Annotated in this window: 16 protein-coding genes, 2 pseudogenes and 1 riboswitch; of the genes and pseudogenes, 9 read left to right on the top strand and 9 right to left on the bottom strand. The window is 41.8% G+C overall.

Annotated features, from left to right (window positions below; translation table 11 throughout):
• Positions 1–176 precede the first annotated feature (176 nt).
• Both ACGF49_RS19685 and ACGF49_RS19680 read left to right on the top strand, forming a co-directional pair.
• Complete coding sequence (locus ACGF49_RS19685) at positions 177–1283, top strand: lipase family protein (RefSeq protein ID WP_262978491.1); 1107 nt, start codon at positions 177–179, stop codon at positions 1281–1283.
• Positions 1284–1518: 235 nt separating this feature from the next.
• Positions 1519–2073, top strand: a pseudogene (locus ACGF49_RS19680) (GNAT family N-acetyltransferase).
• A gap of 127 nt (positions 2074–2200) precedes the next feature.
• On the opposite strand, the gene dusC reads toward ACGF49_RS19680, so the two are convergent.
• Positions 2201–3133, bottom strand: coding sequence for a tRNA dihydrouridine(16) synthase DusC (gene dusC / locus ACGF49_RS19675; RefSeq protein WP_262978490.1), 933 nt, complete (start codon positions 3131–3133; stop codon positions 2201–2203).
• A gap of 3 nt (positions 3134–3136) precedes the next feature.
• Positions 3137–4423, bottom strand: a complete 1287-nt coding sequence (rhlE, locus tag ACGF49_RS19670) for an ATP-dependent RNA helicase RhlE (protein WP_262978489.1) — start codon at positions 4421–4423, stop codon at positions 3137–3139.
• Positions 4424–4724: 301 nt separating this feature from the next.
• Between rhlE and cecR the strand changes: the two genes are divergently transcribed.
• Genes cecR through ACGF49_RS19645 form a run of 5 tightly spaced genes read left to right on the top strand, consistent with a single transcriptional unit; the run spans position 4725 to position 10445 of the window.
• A complete protein-coding gene (gene cecR / locus ACGF49_RS19665; RefSeq protein ID WP_041380007.1) occupies positions 4725–5411 on the top strand; it encodes a transcriptional regulator CecR in 687 nt (228 codons plus the stop codon).
• Between the two features lie 16 nt (positions 5412–5427).
• Positions 5428–6420, top strand: a complete 993-nt coding sequence (hlyD, locus tag ACGF49_RS19660; protein WP_011145810.1) for a secretion protein HlyD — start codon at positions 5428–5430, stop codon at positions 6418–6420.
• A 9-nt stretch (positions 6421–6429) separates the two neighbouring features.
• On the top strand, positions 6430–8166 hold the full coding sequence (locus ACGF49_RS19655) for an ATP-binding cassette domain-containing protein (RefSeq protein ID WP_262978488.1): 1737 nt from the start codon (positions 6430–6432) through the stop codon (positions 8164–8166).
• Positions 8166–9326, top strand: a complete 1161-nt coding sequence (locus tag ACGF49_RS19650) for an ABC transporter permease (protein WP_113042160.1) — start codon at positions 8166–8168, stop codon at positions 9324–9326. The genes ACGF49_RS19655 and ACGF49_RS19650 overlap by 1 nt, the downstream gene beginning before the upstream one ends.
• Before the next feature lie 12 nt (positions 9327–9338).
• A complete protein-coding gene (locus ACGF49_RS19645; RefSeq protein WP_262978487.1) occupies positions 9339–10445 on the top strand; it encodes an ABC transporter permease in 1107 nt (368 codons plus the stop codon).
• A 68-nt stretch (positions 10446–10513) separates the two neighbouring features.
• On the opposite strand, the gene ACGF49_RS19640 is transcribed toward ACGF49_RS19645, so the two are convergent.
• The 5 genes from ACGF49_RS19640 to moaA form a co-directional block, all read right to left on the bottom strand.
• Positions 10514–11224 carry a Bax inhibitor-1/YccA family protein gene (locus ACGF49_RS19640; protein ID WP_113042158.1) on the bottom strand — a complete coding sequence of 237 codons (711 nt, stop codon included), beginning with the start codon at positions 11222–11224 and terminating at the stop codon, positions 10514–10516.
• A gap of 182 nt (positions 11225–11406) precedes the next feature.
• Positions 11407–11859, bottom strand: coding sequence for a molybdopterin synthase catalytic subunit MoaE (gene moaE, locus ACGF49_RS19635; RefSeq protein ID WP_113042157.1), 453 nt, complete (start codon positions 11857–11859; stop codon positions 11407–11409).
• Between the two features lie 3 nt (positions 11860–11862).
• Positions 11863–12108: a molybdopterin synthase sulfur carrier subunit gene (gene moaD, locus ACGF49_RS19630; protein ID WP_112894872.1), complete on the bottom strand. Its 246-nt coding sequence runs from the start codon at positions 12106–12108 to the stop codon at positions 11863–11865.
• Positions 12105–12584 (bottom strand): cyclic pyranopterin monophosphate synthase MoaC, encoded by a 480-nt coding sequence (gene moaC / locus ACGF49_RS19625; protein WP_113042156.1) that lies wholly within the window; start codon positions 12582–12584, stop codon positions 12105–12107. Before moaC ends, moaD begins: the two co-directional genes overlap by 4 nt.
• A gap of 39 nt (positions 12585–12623) precedes the next feature.
• Complete coding sequence (gene moaA / locus ACGF49_RS19620) at positions 12624–13604, bottom strand: GTP 3',8-cyclase MoaA (RefSeq protein WP_113042155.1); 981 nt, start codon at positions 13602–13604, stop codon at positions 12624–12626.
• Positions 13594–13738, bottom strand: a riboswitch (molybdenum cofactor riboswitch). (Overlaps the previous gene by 11 nt.)
• 265 nt (positions 13739–14003) lie before the next feature.
• Here moaA and yvcK point away from each other — a divergent pair.
• Together yvcK and ACGF49_RS19610 are read left to right on the top strand one after the other, a co-directional pair.
• The gene (gene yvcK / locus ACGF49_RS19615; RefSeq protein WP_112876155.1) at positions 14004–14912 is read left to right on the top strand and encodes a uridine diphosphate-N-acetylglucosamine-binding protein YvcK; all 909 of its coding nucleotides are present in this window, start codon (positions 14004–14006) and stop codon (positions 14910–14912) included.
• A gap of 933 nt (positions 14913–15845) precedes the next feature.
• Positions 15846–16067, top strand: a complete 222-nt coding sequence (locus ACGF49_RS19610; protein WP_146748087.1) for a hypothetical protein — start codon at positions 15846–15848, stop codon at positions 16065–16067.
• Positions 16068–16865: 798 nt separating this feature from the next.
• Here ACGF49_RS19610 and ACGF49_RS19605 read toward each other — a convergent pair.
• Both ACGF49_RS19605 and ACGF49_RS19600 read right to left on the bottom strand, forming a co-directional pair.
• Positions 16866–17138, bottom strand: a complete 273-nt coding sequence (locus ACGF49_RS19605) for a PAAR domain-containing protein (RefSeq protein WP_113042152.1) — start codon at positions 17136–17138, stop codon at positions 16866–16868.
• A gap of 28 nt (positions 17139–17166) precedes the next feature.
• Positions 17167–17355, bottom strand: a pseudogene (locus ACGF49_RS19600) (hypothetical protein); the annotation flags it as partial.
• Positions 17356–17533 lie beyond the last annotated feature (178 nt).

Here is a 17533-nt window from a genome sequence, read left to right as displayed (position 1 = left end):
TAATAGATAATTTATTTTGTTAAATAAAATAACTTCAAAAAATTATATACTCTCATTTAACAGATTTAAAGATTATTATTAACTTTGATTCTGTTGTTTAAATAAAAACCCAAAGTATTGATGTTTACGCTAACACATCAGATCAGCATTCATTATATTAAAAATTGGAAACAAAAATGACAATTTCTCTTGAAGATCAAAAAATAAATCTCGCGTTAGGCTTTATTATTAACTCAGGGAGTATAATAACCTATCAACCAGAACCGGCTATCGTTTCAGAAAATATTCAAAAATCATTAGCAAGTAGTAAAGCGACAGCAAATAGATTCTCTATCATTTGGGGACCTGCTGTTTTTCGTGTCGGGAGTGTTAATAATAAAACAAGCGTTACCGATAAAAAAGATGATCACGTTTTATTCATTGTCAAAGATCTCAACAATCCAAACGATTATCGAATCGTTATTCGTGGTTCATGGTCCGCTGTTAACTGGTTTGATGAGAATTTCAATGTAGGCACAACTGTAGACTGGTCAATTTGGGATCCAAAAGCCCCCAAAGATGCTAAAATTTCAAAGGGAACTCATATAACTTTAAACTATATTATCAATCAAATTAAAAGCAATAACCCTGCTGGTTATGGAAAATCATTGATTGAGGTAATTGATAAAATTGCTCTGGAAGAAGGCGTACATAATATTACTCTTACAGGGCACAGTTTAGGCGGTGTGATGGCCTCGACGCTTGGCCTGTATTTAAAGAGACGTTATATTGATAAAGGAAATAATAATATTCGTATTCATGTTTCCTCCTTTGCTGCCCCAACTGCCGGTAACGACGTTTTTGTATCCTATAGTGAATCTGTTTTTAATGGAACATTACTATCTAGCTATGAAAGTCATTTTCTCCGGGTCCATAATCGTAAAGATATCGTTACCCTAGCCTGGAGTGTAAAAGGATTAGAAGAGATTAAAGCTCTTTATCCAATATCAACTTTAATCGTTAACGGTTTTATTTCAGTCGTGAAGGATAAGAATTACACTCAAATTACGCCAGATTTACCTTTTACCGCACCTGATTTAAAACCTTCTACAGGTTTAATTGAAAAAATCGTACTTCAGCATATTGATGCTTATCCAAAAGAGTACGGCATGAGTTTTATTGTAGTTAATGATCGTGCTAATCCACCAACTGGTTATGATATTGTTGTCATTAACGATGGTCAATCTCGCAATATTAGAGAACTTTTCTCATCTATTATTCAAGATGAAGATAATATCCGATAGTTTTATCGTATTACCTCTTGCTTTAATTTAAACCAAATGGAACCTTGATTAAAGGTTCCATTTTATAACTTCATAATCTTCAACATTACTAATGAATCATCCCTCTGCCAAAATCATTCATAATAACCATTATCACATCAATTAAAATTATTTTGACAAAGATATCACGTCGTGGTAGTAAAATTCATTATCATCTGATTTTTTGTAAAATAAAGCATCACAAAAGGAAACCAAAATGGAACCCAAGAAGCTAGAAACCAGAAGATTAATATTACATCCTTTAGAAAGTAAGGATTATATACAAATTCAAAATATCTTTCCTCAGTGGGAAATTGTTCGCTATCTGACAGCAAATACCCCGTGGCCCTACCCAGATGATGGTGCTATGAAATATATAAATAATATCGCCCTACCATCAATGGCAAAAGGAAATGCATGGTTTTGGACTATAAGAAAGAAGGATGAGCCATCAATAATAATAGGAATGATATCACTATATGATTAAGAAAATAATAATAGAGGTTTCTGGCTAGATCCACAATGGCATGGAAACGGATTTATGACCGAAGAGGTCCAAGTAGTTACCGATTTTTGGTTTAATACCCTAAATCGAAACGTACTCAGAGCACCTAAATCCAGCGACAATATTGCCTCAAAGAAAATATCAATTAAAAGTGGTATGCGATTAATAAGATTAGAAAATAGAGACTTTGTTAGCGGAAAAATGCCCTCGGAAACATGGGAAATAACTCGCGACGAGTGGAATAAAAATAATTCTCAAAAAGAGTAACGGTCTTACATGTTCATGGGCATGCTTTTGTCTAAGCACTTCCCAAGTTCATTCTTCATAACAAAGAAGAGCAAAATAAAATAATAGCCCTAATGGAAATAGGTTTTAAGTTGCTCTTAATCATCTGTCACACCAAAGAAATTACATGCGTTATATCAGCAGATGTCTTTAACTTTCTTATCGCCTCAAACAGCATTGTCGCTTCTTCATATTCTTTACGCAAATAACCAAGCCACTGTTTAATCCGAGCAACATGATATTGCCCGGTATCACCCTGCTTTTCCAACCGGATATATTTTTGCAATAGTTGAACAACGTCCTGCCAGCACATTTTTGGTTCGTTATATTTTACCACTCGGCTCAAATTAGGAACGTGAAGCGCACCCCGCCCAATCATGACCGCATCGCAGCCTGTCACACTCTGGCAATTCTGCGCACTTTGCCAATCCCAAATTTCACCGTTAGCGATAACCGGAATAGAGAGACGTTGACGAATTTCACCAATCGCTTGCCAGTTAATACGCTCCGCTCGGTAACCATCCTCTTTGGTTCGCCCATGAACTGTCATTTCCGTCGCACCCGCCTGTTGTACCGCATCGGCAATTTCAAATTGCCGATCACCGCTATCCCAACCCAAGCGAACCTTAACCGTCACAGGCAAATGAGCAGGTACCGCTTCACGTATCGCTTTCGCTCCCTGATAAATCAGTTCAGGATCTTTTAGCAACGTTGCTCCGCCACCGCTACCATTGACCGTTTTTGACGGGCAACCGCAATTTAAATCAACCCCATAGGATCCTAATTCAATCGCTCGTGCCGCATTTTCCGCCAGCCACTGTGGATATTGACCCAAAAGCTGAATCCGTACCAATGTGCCGGATGGTGTCCGGCTTTGGTTACGTAATTCAGGACAAAGTCGATAAAAAGATTTTACCGGCAACAGGCTATCGACAACCCGTAAAAATTCCGTAATGCACAAATCGTACTCATTGATTTCACTCAGAAGTTCCCTAACCAAAGAGTCCAGCACACCTTCCATCGGAGCCAGTAAAACCCGCATCGATTAACCTCTGACGTTAGGCGATTTATGGGATACATCATGACTGCTGCTACGCTGACGCGAAGGCGCCCCAGAACGGCGATGGCTATTTTTCTGCCGATTATCGCCACGTGCCTGACGACCGTTTTGGATAGGTTCAGCCTTGATCGTTGGATCTGGCTCATAACCGGGAATTGCCATACGGGGAATCTCCCGTTTTAACAAACGCTCAATATCTTTCAACAGCTTATGCTCATCAACACAGACTAGAGAAAGTGCCTGCCCTGTTGCATCTGCTCGGCCAGTACGACCAATACGGTGGACATAATCTTCAGCGACATTAGGCAATTCAAAATTCACCACATAAGGCAGTTGATCAATGTCCAGACCACGGGCCGCAATATCTGTCGCTACCAGCACTCTGATCCGGCCATCTTTAAAATCAGCCAGTGCACGGGTTCTCGCCCCCTGACTTTTATTACCATGAATAGCCGAAGCCGTTACACCATCTTTATTTAACTGTTCTGCCAAACGGTTCGCGCCATGTTTGGTTCGGGTAAATACCAGAACTTGCTGCCAGTTACGGCTGCCGATCAAGAAAGAGAGCAGCTCACCTTTACGCTTTTTATCGACAAAGTGAACAAGCTGTTCAATCTGTTCAGAAGCAGAGTTACGACGTGCAACTTCAACACTGACGGGATCACGCAATAACTTACTGGCTAAGCTTTTGATATCGTCAGAGAAAGTCGCGGAAAACAGTAAATTTTGCCGTTTCGGTGGTAATTTATTCAGCACTCGACGAATATCATGAATAAACCCCATATCCAGCATCCGGTCAGCTTCATCCAATACCAAAATTTCTACCCGGGATAAATCAACCGCATTTTGATGTTCAAGATCCAGTAACCGCCCCGGTGTTGCGACTAAAATATCCACACCCCCACGCAATTTCATCATCTGAGGGTTAATACTGACACCGCCAAAAACAACCAGAGAGCGCAGTCTGAGGTATTTACTGTAGTCGCGGACATTTTCACCCACTTGAGCAGCCAATTCACGAGTTGGAGTCAGGATTAATGCTCTGACTGGCCGGCGCCCTTTCATCTGAATAGGGGAATCATTTAACCGGTGCAGCATGGGTAAGGTAAAACCTGCGGTTTTACCTGTGCCTGTTTGAGCACTCGCTAATAAATCTTTACCTGCTAATACAACAGGAATTGCCTGTTGTTGGATTGGTGTCGGCGCTGAATAACCCTGTTCTTCAACGGCACGCAAAATATCAGCACTTAAGCCAAGTGATTTGAAATTCATAAATAAGAAATGCTCCAGACTTCACCATTCCTGAACGCTATTCAGGGGCAGTTTTATGGGAAGAAAATCAGACGTGGTAAATACCACAAAGGAAAAAACACAACTGCAATGCTCCATATTTTAGCTATTATACCAGATATACTTTCTGATGATGCAACTAAAACAATAGCTATTTACCCGGTAATTTTCATGATCCATAACATTTTTATGCAATTTACATTGATTTACTATAAGTATAGAGTTAACTAATGATTGATATTTTGTTTAAGTCTTTTGATTATTTGCAACAGGATTCATGTCGATGTCAGTCAACAACACCCAAACCGCCAGAGGCGAACAAGCCAAACAACAGCTACTCGAAGCAGCCCTTGAAATTTTCGGTAAATCAGGACTGACCGGTGCAACGACGAGGGAAATTGCATTACATGCTCAACAAAACATTGCCGCCATAGCTTATTATTTTGGCTCTAAAGAGGGGCTTTATCAGGCAGTTGCCCAGCATATTACTGACACAATTAAGACTGAGTTCACGCATCTTTTTAAGGAAATTGATGATTTTTTTTCATCATCAGCCCCGTACTCAGCAGAAAATATATTGAGGATGATTCATGAAGGATTCCTTGGCATTAACCGCCTGATGATTGAAAAAGAGAGTATTAATATCAGCCGGATAATGGCCAGAGAACAACTTGCACCAACGGATGCTTATACCCTAATCCATAAGCAAGCACTTGTACCTCTTCACAGCAGATTAAATAAACTGATTGCCAGCTATATCGATGCCGATGAACATCAGCTTTCTACCATGCTACACACTCATGCTTTAATGGGAGAAGTTCTCACTTTCCGCATGGCGAGGGAAACGTTATTACGTCAGACAGGCTGGAATAATATCGGGCCCGAAGAATATAAATTGATTGATCAGATCCTTATCCAGCATATCGATTTATTACTGAATGGGCTGAAAAAACATAATCTGAATAAATAAAATAACAGGGAATATCATGTACAACAAAAAACTCACTCTGGCAATATTGGTGACCGCAATTATTCTTAGTGCCATTTTAGGCAGTTACTATTATCAAGGTAAAAGTGATAAAACTTTGACCCTCTATGGCAATGTAGATATACGTACTGTTAATCTTAGTTTCCGGGTTGGTGGTAAACTCGCTAGTCTACAAGTTGATGAAGGCGACACCATTGCGGCCAATCAAGTCATCGGCCAACTGGATAATGGGCCATTTACTAACGCCCTCAATAAAGCAAAAGCCACTCGTGATAGCACTAAAGCACGTTTAGCCATGATGGAAGAGGGTTATCGCACGGAAGAAATTGCCCAAGTCCGTTCGGAAGTGGCACAACGCGAGGCTGCCTGGCATTTCGCTAATAGTTTCTTCAAACGCCAGCAAGGTTTGTGGCAAAGCAAAGTTATTTCGGCTAACGAATTAGATGATGCTAAAACGAATCACAATCAAGCATTAGCGGCTTTACAAGCCGCTAAAGATAAACTGAACCAGTTCGAAACCGGTTATCGTAAAGAAGAAATTGCAGAAGCTAAAGGCCAGCTTGCTCAAGCCGAAGCGGCTGTTGCTCAGGCTGAATTGGACTTACAAGATACTCAACTGACTTCCCCCTCATCCGGTACTATCCTGACCCGCGCCATTGAACCAGGCACTATGCTGTCAGCCGGCAATACGGTGTTTACCCTTTCTCTGACTGATCCGGTTTGGGTAAGAGCCTATATCGCTGAAAGCCATCTCGGACAGGCAACGCCAGGGCGTGAAATTTTACTTTATACCGACAGCCGCAAAGATAAACCTTATCACGGCAAAATTGGCTTTGTTTCACCCACCGCCGAATTTACACCAAAGAATGTAGAGACCCCCGATCTACGTACTGATCTAGTCTATCGGTTGCGCATTATTGTCACCGACCCGGATGATGCCCTGCGCCAAGGTATGCCAGTTACTCTGCATTTTTCCGATTCAGATAAATAAGGGGCTGTCATGAGCAGCTCCGCATATACGATAAGGTTAGAAAAAGTCGAAAAAACTTTTCCCGGCCTGAATAATCCTGCGGTATCCAGCCTGACCGCAGAGATCTACGGTGGCTCCATTACTGGGCTTGTAGGCCCGGATGGAGCAGGAAAAACGACACTGATACGCATGCTAGCGGGTTTACTGAAACCCGATAGCGGTTCTATTGAAATAATGGGGCTTGATCCGATAAAAGATGGCGTACAAGTGCGCTTTGAACTGGGCTATATGCCACAGAAATTTGGCCTGTATGAAGATTTAACCGTATTAGAAAACCTGAATCTGTATGCAGATCTGCGTGGCTTGCTGGGTGACGAGCGTAAAAAAATCTATGAACAACTACTTACGTTTACTGATCTGACCCGTTTTACCGGGCGACTGGCGGGCAAACTTTCAGGCGGCATGAAGCAAAAGCTGGGGCTTGCCTGTACTCTGCTTGGCAAACCCAAAGTTCTGCTGCTGGACGAACCCGGCGTTGGAGTTGACCCGATAGCCCGCCGCGAACTCTGGCGGATGGTTCACGAACTGGCAGATGATGGGATGTTAATCCTCTGGAGTACTTCTTATCTGGATGAAGCTGAGCGGTGTCGTGATGTCCTGCTACTTAATCAAGGAAAACTGCTCTACAGTGGACAACCACAAAAACTGACCCAAAAGATGTCCGGGCGTTCTTTTCTGCTTGGTGCCAAACAAGATTCCCGTAGAAAAATGTTGCAACATGCTCTTACCTTGCCACAAGTCACAGATGGTGTGATTCAGGGGAAATCTGTTCGTCTTATTCTCAAACCTGATGCCTCACCGCAAGAATTACTTAGCCAGCTTAAGCAACCTGATGCTGAAATCGTTAAAGCCGCTCCCCGCTTTGAAGATGCTTTTATCGATTTACTCGGTGGCGGTTCCACCCGCCATTCTGAACTAGCAAAGATCATGCCACGGATTGCTGCTAACCCGACAGAAACAGTCATTGAAGCGCAGGATTTAACCAAAAAATTTGGCGATTTTGCTGCCACTGACCATGTTGATTTTCAGGTGAAACGTGGAGAAATCTTTGGTCTGCTTGGCCCGAACGGTGCCGGTAAATCCACCACGTTTAAAATGATGTGCGGGCTCACGGTGCCGACTGGCGGTAAGGCGCTGGTATTGGGAATGGATCTGAAAACCAGCTCCGGGAAAGCCCGCCAACATTTAGGTTATATGGCGCAGAAATTTTCTCTGTATGGCAACCTGACAGTTGAACAGAACCTGAAATTCTTTTCCGGCATTTACGGCCTGCAAGGGCGCAAGCAAAAAGAAAAAATTGATGGCATGATCGACGCTTTCAATCTCAAATCTGTTTTACATCAAACCACCGACCAATTGCCTCTGGGATATAAGCAGCGTCTTGCCCTTTCCTGCGCACTGATGCATGAGCCAGATATTTTGTTCCTGGACGAGCCAACTTCGGGGGTTGATCCACAGATACGACGGGAATTCTGGCTACATATCAACGGCATGGTAGATAAAGGCGTTACCGTTATGGTGACCACCCACTTTATGGATGAAGCAGAATATTGTGACCGAATAGGGTTGGTATTCCGAGGTAAATTGATTGCCGCCGGAACGCCTGATGACTTGAAACAATGGGTTGCTACTGATGAAAACCCTGACCCATCAATGGAACAGGCATTTATTGATCTGGTCGTTAATTATGATGAGGAGCTACAATAATGAGTAGCCCAAAGCAACATGCTCCACAGCAAGCTGTCCGCTTCTCTTGGTGGCGATTGAAAGCACTTTGTGTAAAAGAGACAAAACAGATCTTACGTGATCCCACCAGCGGATTAATTTCTATTGCCATTCCATTGATTCTGCTGTTTATCTTTGGTTACGGTATTAATCTCGACGCCAGTACAGTCCGTGTTGGTATTCTGGTAGAACAACAAAGTGAAGATGCTCGTGAATTAATACAGGCTTTTGCCGGTTCTCCCTATATTGAACCCAAAATCAGCGATAATCGTCAGCAATTAATTAATATGATGCAATCAGGAGAAATACGTGGACTGATTGTCATTCCTGTTAATTTCGATGCGCAACTTGCCCGTCCTGATGGTAAAGCACAAATTCAAGTCATTACTGACGGCAGTGAACCCAATACAGCAAGTTTTGTACAAAGTTATGCTAAAGGAGTGTGGCAGATTTGGCTACAACAAAGAGGACAAGATCAGGGGAACGCTGTCAATCCGTTAATTGATATTCAGGTTCGTTATTGGTTCAATCCGGCAACAATTAGCCAGCATTTCATCATTCCCGGCGCAATAACCATTATCATCACCGTGGTTGGCGCCATTCTGACATCATTGGTGGTTGCCCGTGAATGGGAACGCGGTACGATGGAAGCTCTGCTTTCTACTCAAATTACCCGCACCGAATTACTGCTTTCTAAACTCTTGCCTTATCAAGTGCTTGGATCATTCTCTATGATGCTCTGTATGCTGGTGGCAGTATTTGTGCTGGATGTCCCCTACAGAGGCTCGTTATGGATATTGTCTGTAATCACTAGCCTCTACCTGGCTACGACCCTTGGTATCGGGCTTTTGATCTCTACGGTGACACGCAACCAATTTAATGCCGCAATGATAGCGCTGAATGTCGCTTTTCTGCCTGCGATTATGCTTTCCGGCTTCATCTTTGAAATAAATAGCATGCCTGCCTTTATTCAGGTAGTGACCTATTTCATCCCGGCTCGTTATTTTGTCAGTAGTTTGCATACTCTCTTTCTGGCTGGAAATATCAGTACGGTACTGGTGATAAATCTATTATTACTGATCGCCTCCGCTATTGTGTTTATTGGCCTGACAGCATGGAAAACCCAGCGGCGTCTGGATTAAGAAGGAATTAGCATGTTTTATCGTCTTTACACCCTGATTATTAAAGAATTGCAATCTCTACTCAGAGATCCGCAAACACGGGCTATCTTAGTTATGCCGGTTATCTTCCAGATGATCTTATTTCCTTTATCAGCAACCCTTGATGTGACTAATGCAACTATTGCTATTTTTGATGAAGACAAAGGCAAAGCCTCTATTGAGCTCACCCAACGGCTGGCAAAATCAAAAGCATTTCCTGATGTGCTATTGCTGAATCATTCACAAGAAATACAACCGGTAATCGATCACCAAAAGGCCCTATTACTGGTACGTTTCCCACAAGATTTCAGTGCTAAAATTGCCAGTCATGAACCGGTTTCCCTCCAAGTATTACTGGATGGACGCAATTCTAACAGCGCTCAAATTGCAGCGGGCTATATCCAAGAAATTGTCCTTAACTATCAACAGGAACTGATGGGTAATCTGCCGAAAGCCAATAATAGCGAGTTGGTGATCCGCAACTGGTATAACCCTAACTTGGATTATAAATGGTTTGTCGTGCCCTCTTTAGTGGCACTGATTACTACGGTTGGAATATTGACGGTCACGGCACTGTCAATTGTGCGCGAAAGGGAACAAGGAACACTGGATCAATTACTCGTTTCACCCATGACCACCTGGCAGATTTTCATTGGCAAAGCCGTTCCGGCGGTGATTGTCGCTACCTTTCAGGCCACTTTAGTGCTTGCCATTGGCATATTCTGCTATCAAATTCCCTTTTCTGGTTCACTAGCGCTGTTTTACTGCGCTATGCTGATCTACAGTTTATCGCTGGTGGGATTTGGCCTGTTAATCTCTGCCCTTTGCTACACTCAGCAACAGGCGTTTATTGGCGTATTTGTCTTTATCATGCCCGCTATCTTAATCTCCGGTTATATTTCTCCGGTTGAAAATATGTTCGGATGGTTACAAGACATCACCTGGATTAATCCTATCTGGCACTTTAACGACATCACTAAGCAAATTTATCTCAAAGATGCCGATTTCACGGTTATCTGGAGAAGTTTGTGGCCTCTTTTGGTCATTACTGCCACAACCGGTAATCTTGCCTATTGGTTATTTCGACGGAAAATTGCTTAACAAGAATGACCCTGCATTTTAGCTATGCTTAACGATGCAGGGCTTTTCTCAGAAGCCAATCAGTAAATTTAGCGACGATCGCCAAAAATACGCAATAACATCAAGAACATGTTGATAAAGTCTAGATACAGCGTCAGTGCGCCGACAATCGAGAATTTACGCAAATTCTCTTTGTCATTCACATCCAGATCTGCACCCATCTCTTTCAGCTTCTGAGTGTCGTAAGCGGTTAAGCCCGCAAAGATAACGACACCAATGTAGGTTACCGCCCACATCAACGCTTCACTCTTTAACCAGAGGTTAATCAGAGAAGCCAAAATGATGCCGATCAACCCCATAAACAAGAAGCTACCAAGGCCACTCAGGCTACGTTTGGTGGTATAGCCGTAAAAACTCAACGCACCAAACATCCCCGCCGTCACGACAAAAGTGCTAGCAATGGAGCCGGTAGTATATACAACAAAAATACTGGAAAGCGTTAAGCCAGTCAGCGCTGAATAGAGCATAAACAACCCTGTGGCTAACGAAGCTCCTATGCGGTTAATCATGCCAGAGAGGACGAAAACCAACCCAAACTGAGCAATAATCAACCCATAGAATAGTATTGAATTTGAGAAAATATATACAACAAGATCCTGATTTTGTGACACATACCAAGCCACAAATGCAGTTAATAACAGACCACAAGTCATCCAACCATAAACCTGGGCCATATAAGTTTGTAGGCCGGTTCCAGCTTGCTGGATTATCGAGCCATTAGAGCGAGGATATCGATCCATGAAGCTTACCTTTTATAACGATATTAAAGACCTAGGTTGTTCAGTACCAACAACCCACTCAAGTTTTATACATTATCATAGAATATAAACAAAACAATTAACTATTCAATAATTACTCATATAGCAATCTTTTTATTCAATCCTTTTTCGAAGCGTTTCACAGAATTTAGCCAATATTTTCATCACCAACGTTTCGCGGCTTCCTGATCGCTCTCACGGGATTCAACCCAACGTTCACCATCAGGCAAAAACTCTTTTTTCCAGAAAGGCGCTTGAGTTTTCAAATAATCCATAATAAATTCAGCCGCTTCAAAAACCATATGACGATGAGCACCGGTCACACCCACAAACACAATCTCATCACCCGGATACAGTGTACCAACCCGATGGACAACACTGATTCGCTGCAACGGCCAGCGACTGCGTGCTTCAGTGACAATACGCTGTAACGTTTTTTCCGTCATTCCCGGATAATGTTCCAATCTCAGCGCGCCAACATTATCTCCCAAATTATGATTGCGGACTTTGCCAGTGAAAGTGACGATAGCACCATCTTCCTCACATTGAGCAAGCCATTGATATTCATCTCCTACCTTGAAATTCTCCGGCCCAACGAAAATGCGGGTGTTTTCCATTTATTATCCCCCAGTCACCGGCGGGAAAAAGGCCACTTCATCGCCATCCTGTAATCGGTGCCCGCCATGAACAAGAGATTGGTTTACCGCTGACAACAATTTTCCATCTTCCAACGCCAAGGCCCAACGTTCTCCCTTTGATATTAGCGCCGTCCTCAAACCGTCAACGGTTGTGTAACGATTATCGAGATCCAGTGAATCAGTACCTACCAGCTCACGTACCTGAGCAAAAAACAGTACTTTAATCATTGCTCCACCTTAAAATGACCTAATTTACCACCTATCTTCTCCAGTAAACGAACTGGCCCAATGACCATATCTTTCTGTACCGCTTTACACATATCGTAAATTGTCAAAGCCGCAACTGATGCCGCTGTCAGGGCCTCCATTTCAACACCGGTTTTCCCAGTCAGACGACAACAGGATTCAATTCTGACCCGGTTATATTTTGTCTGAGCTTCCAACTGGACTTCTACTTTAGTTAGCAGTAATGGATGACACAGCGGAATTAATTCCCATGTGCGCTTGGCTGCTTGGATACCCGCAATCCTCGCGGTGGCAAATACATCACCTTTGTGATGGCGACCTTCAATAATCATTGCCAGTGTTTCCGGCCTCATTCCAACAAACGCTTCTGCCCTTGCCTCGCGTGATGTGTCAGCTTTAGCAGAAACATCAACCATATGCGCTTCACCGATAGAATTGATGTGAGTTAATTGAGACATTCTCAGCTCCTGAAAAAACAACAAGATCCAGACGGTAAATTAACCGCCGATAACGGAAAGATTTGGGGTGATACCACTGTCACCTTGATGAAGAAAATGGGTTTCCCGTTTATGCCGCAATCCATCCTGAATACGCAATTTCAGATCATCGAGTTGTTTTTCACTCGCCAATAAGTCACGCAAAGGTATCCCTTGTTCACCAAACAGGCATAAATGAAGATGACCGATTGAAGAAACACGTAACCGATTACAACTCCGACAAAAATCTTTCTCATAAGGCATAATTAGGCCAATTTCTCCCTGATAATCAGGATGGTTAAAAACCTGTGCAGGGCCATCACTGCGTGAACGTTGAAGCAAATGCCAGCCATCGAGCAACAGGCGTTCCCGGATAATTTCCCCCGAAATATGGTATTGACGAAACATGTCACCACCGTCACCGGTTTCCATCAACTCGATGAATCTTAATTGAATCGGACGATCTTTTATCCAGTACAGGAAAGCAGACAGGCTGATATCGTTAACATTTTTCATCAGCACCACGTTGACTTTCACTTTACTAAAACCCGCCGCGAATGCTGCATCAATACCACGCATCACCTGAAAAAATTTGTCCTGCCCGGTAATCGCATGAAATTGGCGGGGATCAAGCGAATCCATACTGACATTCACTGCGGTTAAACCCGCCTCTTTCCACTTAGCAATATCTCGTTCCATTCGATAACCGTTAGTGGTTACTGCGAGGGTTTTAATCAACTTATTTTCACGTATGACGGAAATAATATCGGTGAAATCACGGCGCATGGTCGGTTCGCCCCCCGTCAAACGGATTTTCTCTGTACCCAGATCGGCAAACGCCCGGCCAACAAGACGAATTTCGGATAATGTCAAAAAGGAGTGATGTCCACGGGGTTTATAACCATCCGGCAAACAATAAGTGCACCGAAAATTACATACATCGGTGATTGATAGCCGCAAATAGTAAAATTTGCGGGCAAAAGCATCTATGAGTTGTTCCACTATAACACCTTTCCAAACATGGGAGATGCGGGCATTTCTGCCTCACATCCTGGTAACTCAGTGGTCACGGCCAAAGCATCATATCGCTGTGTAAAAAGGGACTTAGATACAGAGGCTAGGGGTTAATTCCATAGGGTATATGATTTAATGTAAAACGACCTTCTCTGATTGATATAGATTTTAGCGCTTAACAAAGAAAAATGCGAATCCCCACTTTCGTTATATAATTGAATATACAATGAATTACCACATTGTTCAGAATAAATAACAGACAATTTCTATTTGTGATCAGTTAAGACATTGCACCCAATCATAACGTTTATTCAGTTAATCGTGTTTTATAATAAATTACGCTAAAATTATTCAGCGAATATATGCTCAGTCAGTAATAGGAATTCTATGCGAAACCGCACATTAGCCGATTTAGATCGGGTAGTTGCCTTAGGCGGAGGTCATGGCCTTGGCCGCGTTATGTCCTCTCTTTCATCACTAGGCTCTCGCCTAACAGGCATTGTCACCACGACAGATAATGGCGGCTCAACCGGCAGGATCCGGCGTTCAGAAGGCGGTATTGCCTGGGGTGATACCCGCAATTGTTTAAATCAGCTTATTACCGAACCCAGCGTCGCGTCAGCAATGTTCGAATACCGTTTCAGTGGCAATGGCGAACTGGCGGGGCATAACTTGGGGAATCTGATGCTTAAGGCGTTAGATCATTTAAGTGTCAGACCCCTTGAGGCAATTAATTTAATCCGCAGTTTGTTGAAAGTTAATGCTCATCTTATTCCAATGTCTGAGCAGCCCGTTGACCTGATGGCGATAGATGATCAAGGCAACACCATTTATGGCGAAGTTAATGTTGATCAATTGAATTGTATTCCTCAGGAGTTGATGCTTTATCCGCCTGCGACCGCAACAAAAGAGGCATTGGATGCTATCACTCAAGCAGATCTGATTATTATCGGCCCTGGCAGCTTCTTCACCAGTCTGATGCCATTGCTTCTGCTTGAAGATTTAACCCAAGCCCTGCGTCGTAGCAACGCCAATATGATTTATATCGGTAACCTTGGCAAAGAACTCAGTGCCGCGGCCGCCGAACTGACACTGAAAGATAAGCTGGAAATAATGGAAAACAAAATTGGCAGCCGGATAATTGATGCGGTAATCGTTGGCCCGTGCACAAATATCAGCGAGCTTAACGACCGGATTATTACTCAGCAAATACTCGAAGCACAGGATGTTCCCTATCGCCACGACCGTGAATTACTGCATCAGGCGTTAGAGAATACCCTGCAAAACCTTGGGTGACGTTCCCTCCGTAAAGAAGGTACCGCAAAAGCTCTCCTTTATCAGCTAAGATTGAGGTTCCCATTCCAAACGCGGTTCCTTCATGACGACATTTCTACGACAACTGATGCCTTCCATTCACACCGGGTGTCAGAAAAATCTACCCAAAATTGCGGTTTATTTATCATGCGGAGAATGTAGTGGTTTTAAAAGTGGGAAAAGAGACCAAGCTAACCACGAAAAAACAGGTAAAAACTTTAATCATCAAAAGTAAAAAGAATTGATTAAGGATTTTTAAAAGCGGGTAAAAAGTCCGATGTCATGCTGACATTGGAAGAGAAAACATCAGAAAAAACAGGTTTTAAATTGATTAAACAAGGTGGAAAAAATGATAGTGTTAACCCAATAACAAGAATATATCTTATCAAAACATTTAACAGTATTAACCGCATTAAACCAATCTTCTTAAATAAAAGATTTTGCCTGACTGCAACAAGTTTACGAAAAATCAGAGACTATAATTGTAGAAAACCGAGCGGCTTTTAGATTAACCCCAGAAAAGCAAGAATGTTTAGCAACATTAAAAATGATTAAAGAGATGGGCGTTAATCTTAATACCGTTAGCAGTTCTGCCACCCTCATTGGTTTTAAACCTAAAAGATAAAATACAGAAAAAGGAGAAAACAGAAAACAGAAAACAGAAAACAGAAAACAGAAAACAGAAAACAGAAAGCCTAAATATCAGTTTAATGAAAATAAGAACGTTAAATACGGTTCAGTAAATGTAAAAACCATTAAACCATTAAACCATTAAACCATTAAACCATTAAACCATTAAACCATTAAACCATTAAACCATTAAACCATTAAACCATTAAACCATTAAACCTACTACAATTAATCAATAAAAATCACTTATCAAGCAGATTTCCAATTAAAAAACAGCCTCTAAGAGTGAAAACCACAGCTCAAGTTTATCATATTTTTAATATTATTTTTTACTTATATACCCTATGGATTTCAAGTTGCATCGCGACGGCAAGGGAACGAATCCCCGGGAGCATAGATAACTATGTGACCGGGGTGAGTGAGTGCAGCCAACAAAGAGGCAGCTTGAAAGATGACGGGTATATTTCCATTTTACCGGTTATTAATCAACTAAGGATTAAAAAATAGGTAGCCTATTAATGTCAGCTTTTTAAAAGGTATAGAGTGACTAAAAACAACCTATTCCCTGCTATGTTTAATCCACTTATCGGTAAATCGGTAATACTACACTCCACTTATTTTACATTTGCCTAACCAGCTATGACTATTTAAAAAGACAAACAGGGAGAGGTTAAATACTTCATTCAACAGACTGATTTCATCAAGAAAATTAAAGTTTTCAGGAGCATGATTAATGACATTTAGTCGAAATTCACTAACCATCAACCGAGAGTTGAAAAGACATAATCACGTAAAATAACATTAATAGAATAGATTAACGCTCAAATGTTTTCTCACCATCGTTTTACGAAAAAATCAATAAAAAATGCGATAAAGAAGAGATAAAACGATTAATTTAGCAGGATTTAAATGCTAAAAAAGGCGTTATCCTAAAAAACATTAACGGTGTTTTTATACTATCAAGCTATTGATTAGTGATTTATAAAGGAAAGATAAAAGGTGATTGATTTATAAAAACTCGCAGAATTTCCAGTAAAGCAATGTTGGTAAAACAGTATTGACAAAACAATATCTATAAAACAATGTCAGTCAAAATAAATCGGATATGATTAACGTTCGTTTAAACGTAAAACCACGATATATTATAATGTTTAAATTTCGCAAAAAGCATATAGCCAAAAGATAAAAAACGGTTAAAACCAGATACCGATTAAAATCATACGTTAAAAAAATAACTTTTAATCCCGGTTTAAAACCTACTCTGGTTTTATAGATATTTTAATTAAGAGTTTTAGAATTTGATATTTATGACCGTACCTTTAATCGACAAGCGCCGGGCGGGCAACCACAATTAACAAGGTGTCCCTCCAGCGCGACAGGTATTCCTTGTATATTAAACAAGTTAGAACCTTCCGCAATCGCGCCGGTTTGTTTACAGGCGGGACAAAACACCGGATCACCTTGACAGGCAACCGATAGTTGTTGGTTTACCAAATCGGAACCCTTTAAAACCTCGCCTCCGGTTGTTGTGGTATCACCTTTAAGGATAATTTTTTTACTTTCCACTACACTGCGCATTATTTACTCCGCTATATTTTCCGTTTCTCGTATTAAACTCTTCGCGAAAGCGCCGGTAGCAGGCCAGAATGCGCTGTTTTTTCTCCGGGGTATAGCCTTGTTTAAAAAACAAGGTGATAGAAATCCCAAGACGAGAAACGGTCAGCCCATCGCCATTGAGAAAAAGAAAAGAGGTCAGTTGCGATCTCAGTTGGGCAAAGTAATCTACAGTTTCCATCATTTTCTCCGTAAGTTATGAGTCGGTGGATAATCTGTTATTCCCACATACTTGCCGCTTCCCGTACCAGATGCCAGAGGGTTGTGCCCGGTTTTGTACCTGGAACATCAAAAGACATCGCCCCCTGAGCAAAGAAGTACTGTTTGTCAGGCAGGCTATCGGTTCGCCAGATCCCGCT

The organism is Photorhabdus sp. RM96S (assembly GCF_042879335.1).
Classification (GTDB): Bacteria; Pseudomonadota; Gammaproteobacteria; order Enterobacterales; family Enterobacteriaceae; genus Photorhabdus; species Photorhabdus kayaii.
Note: the sequence above shows the minus strand (reverse complement) of the source record. Positions and strands in the feature narration are given on the sequence as shown.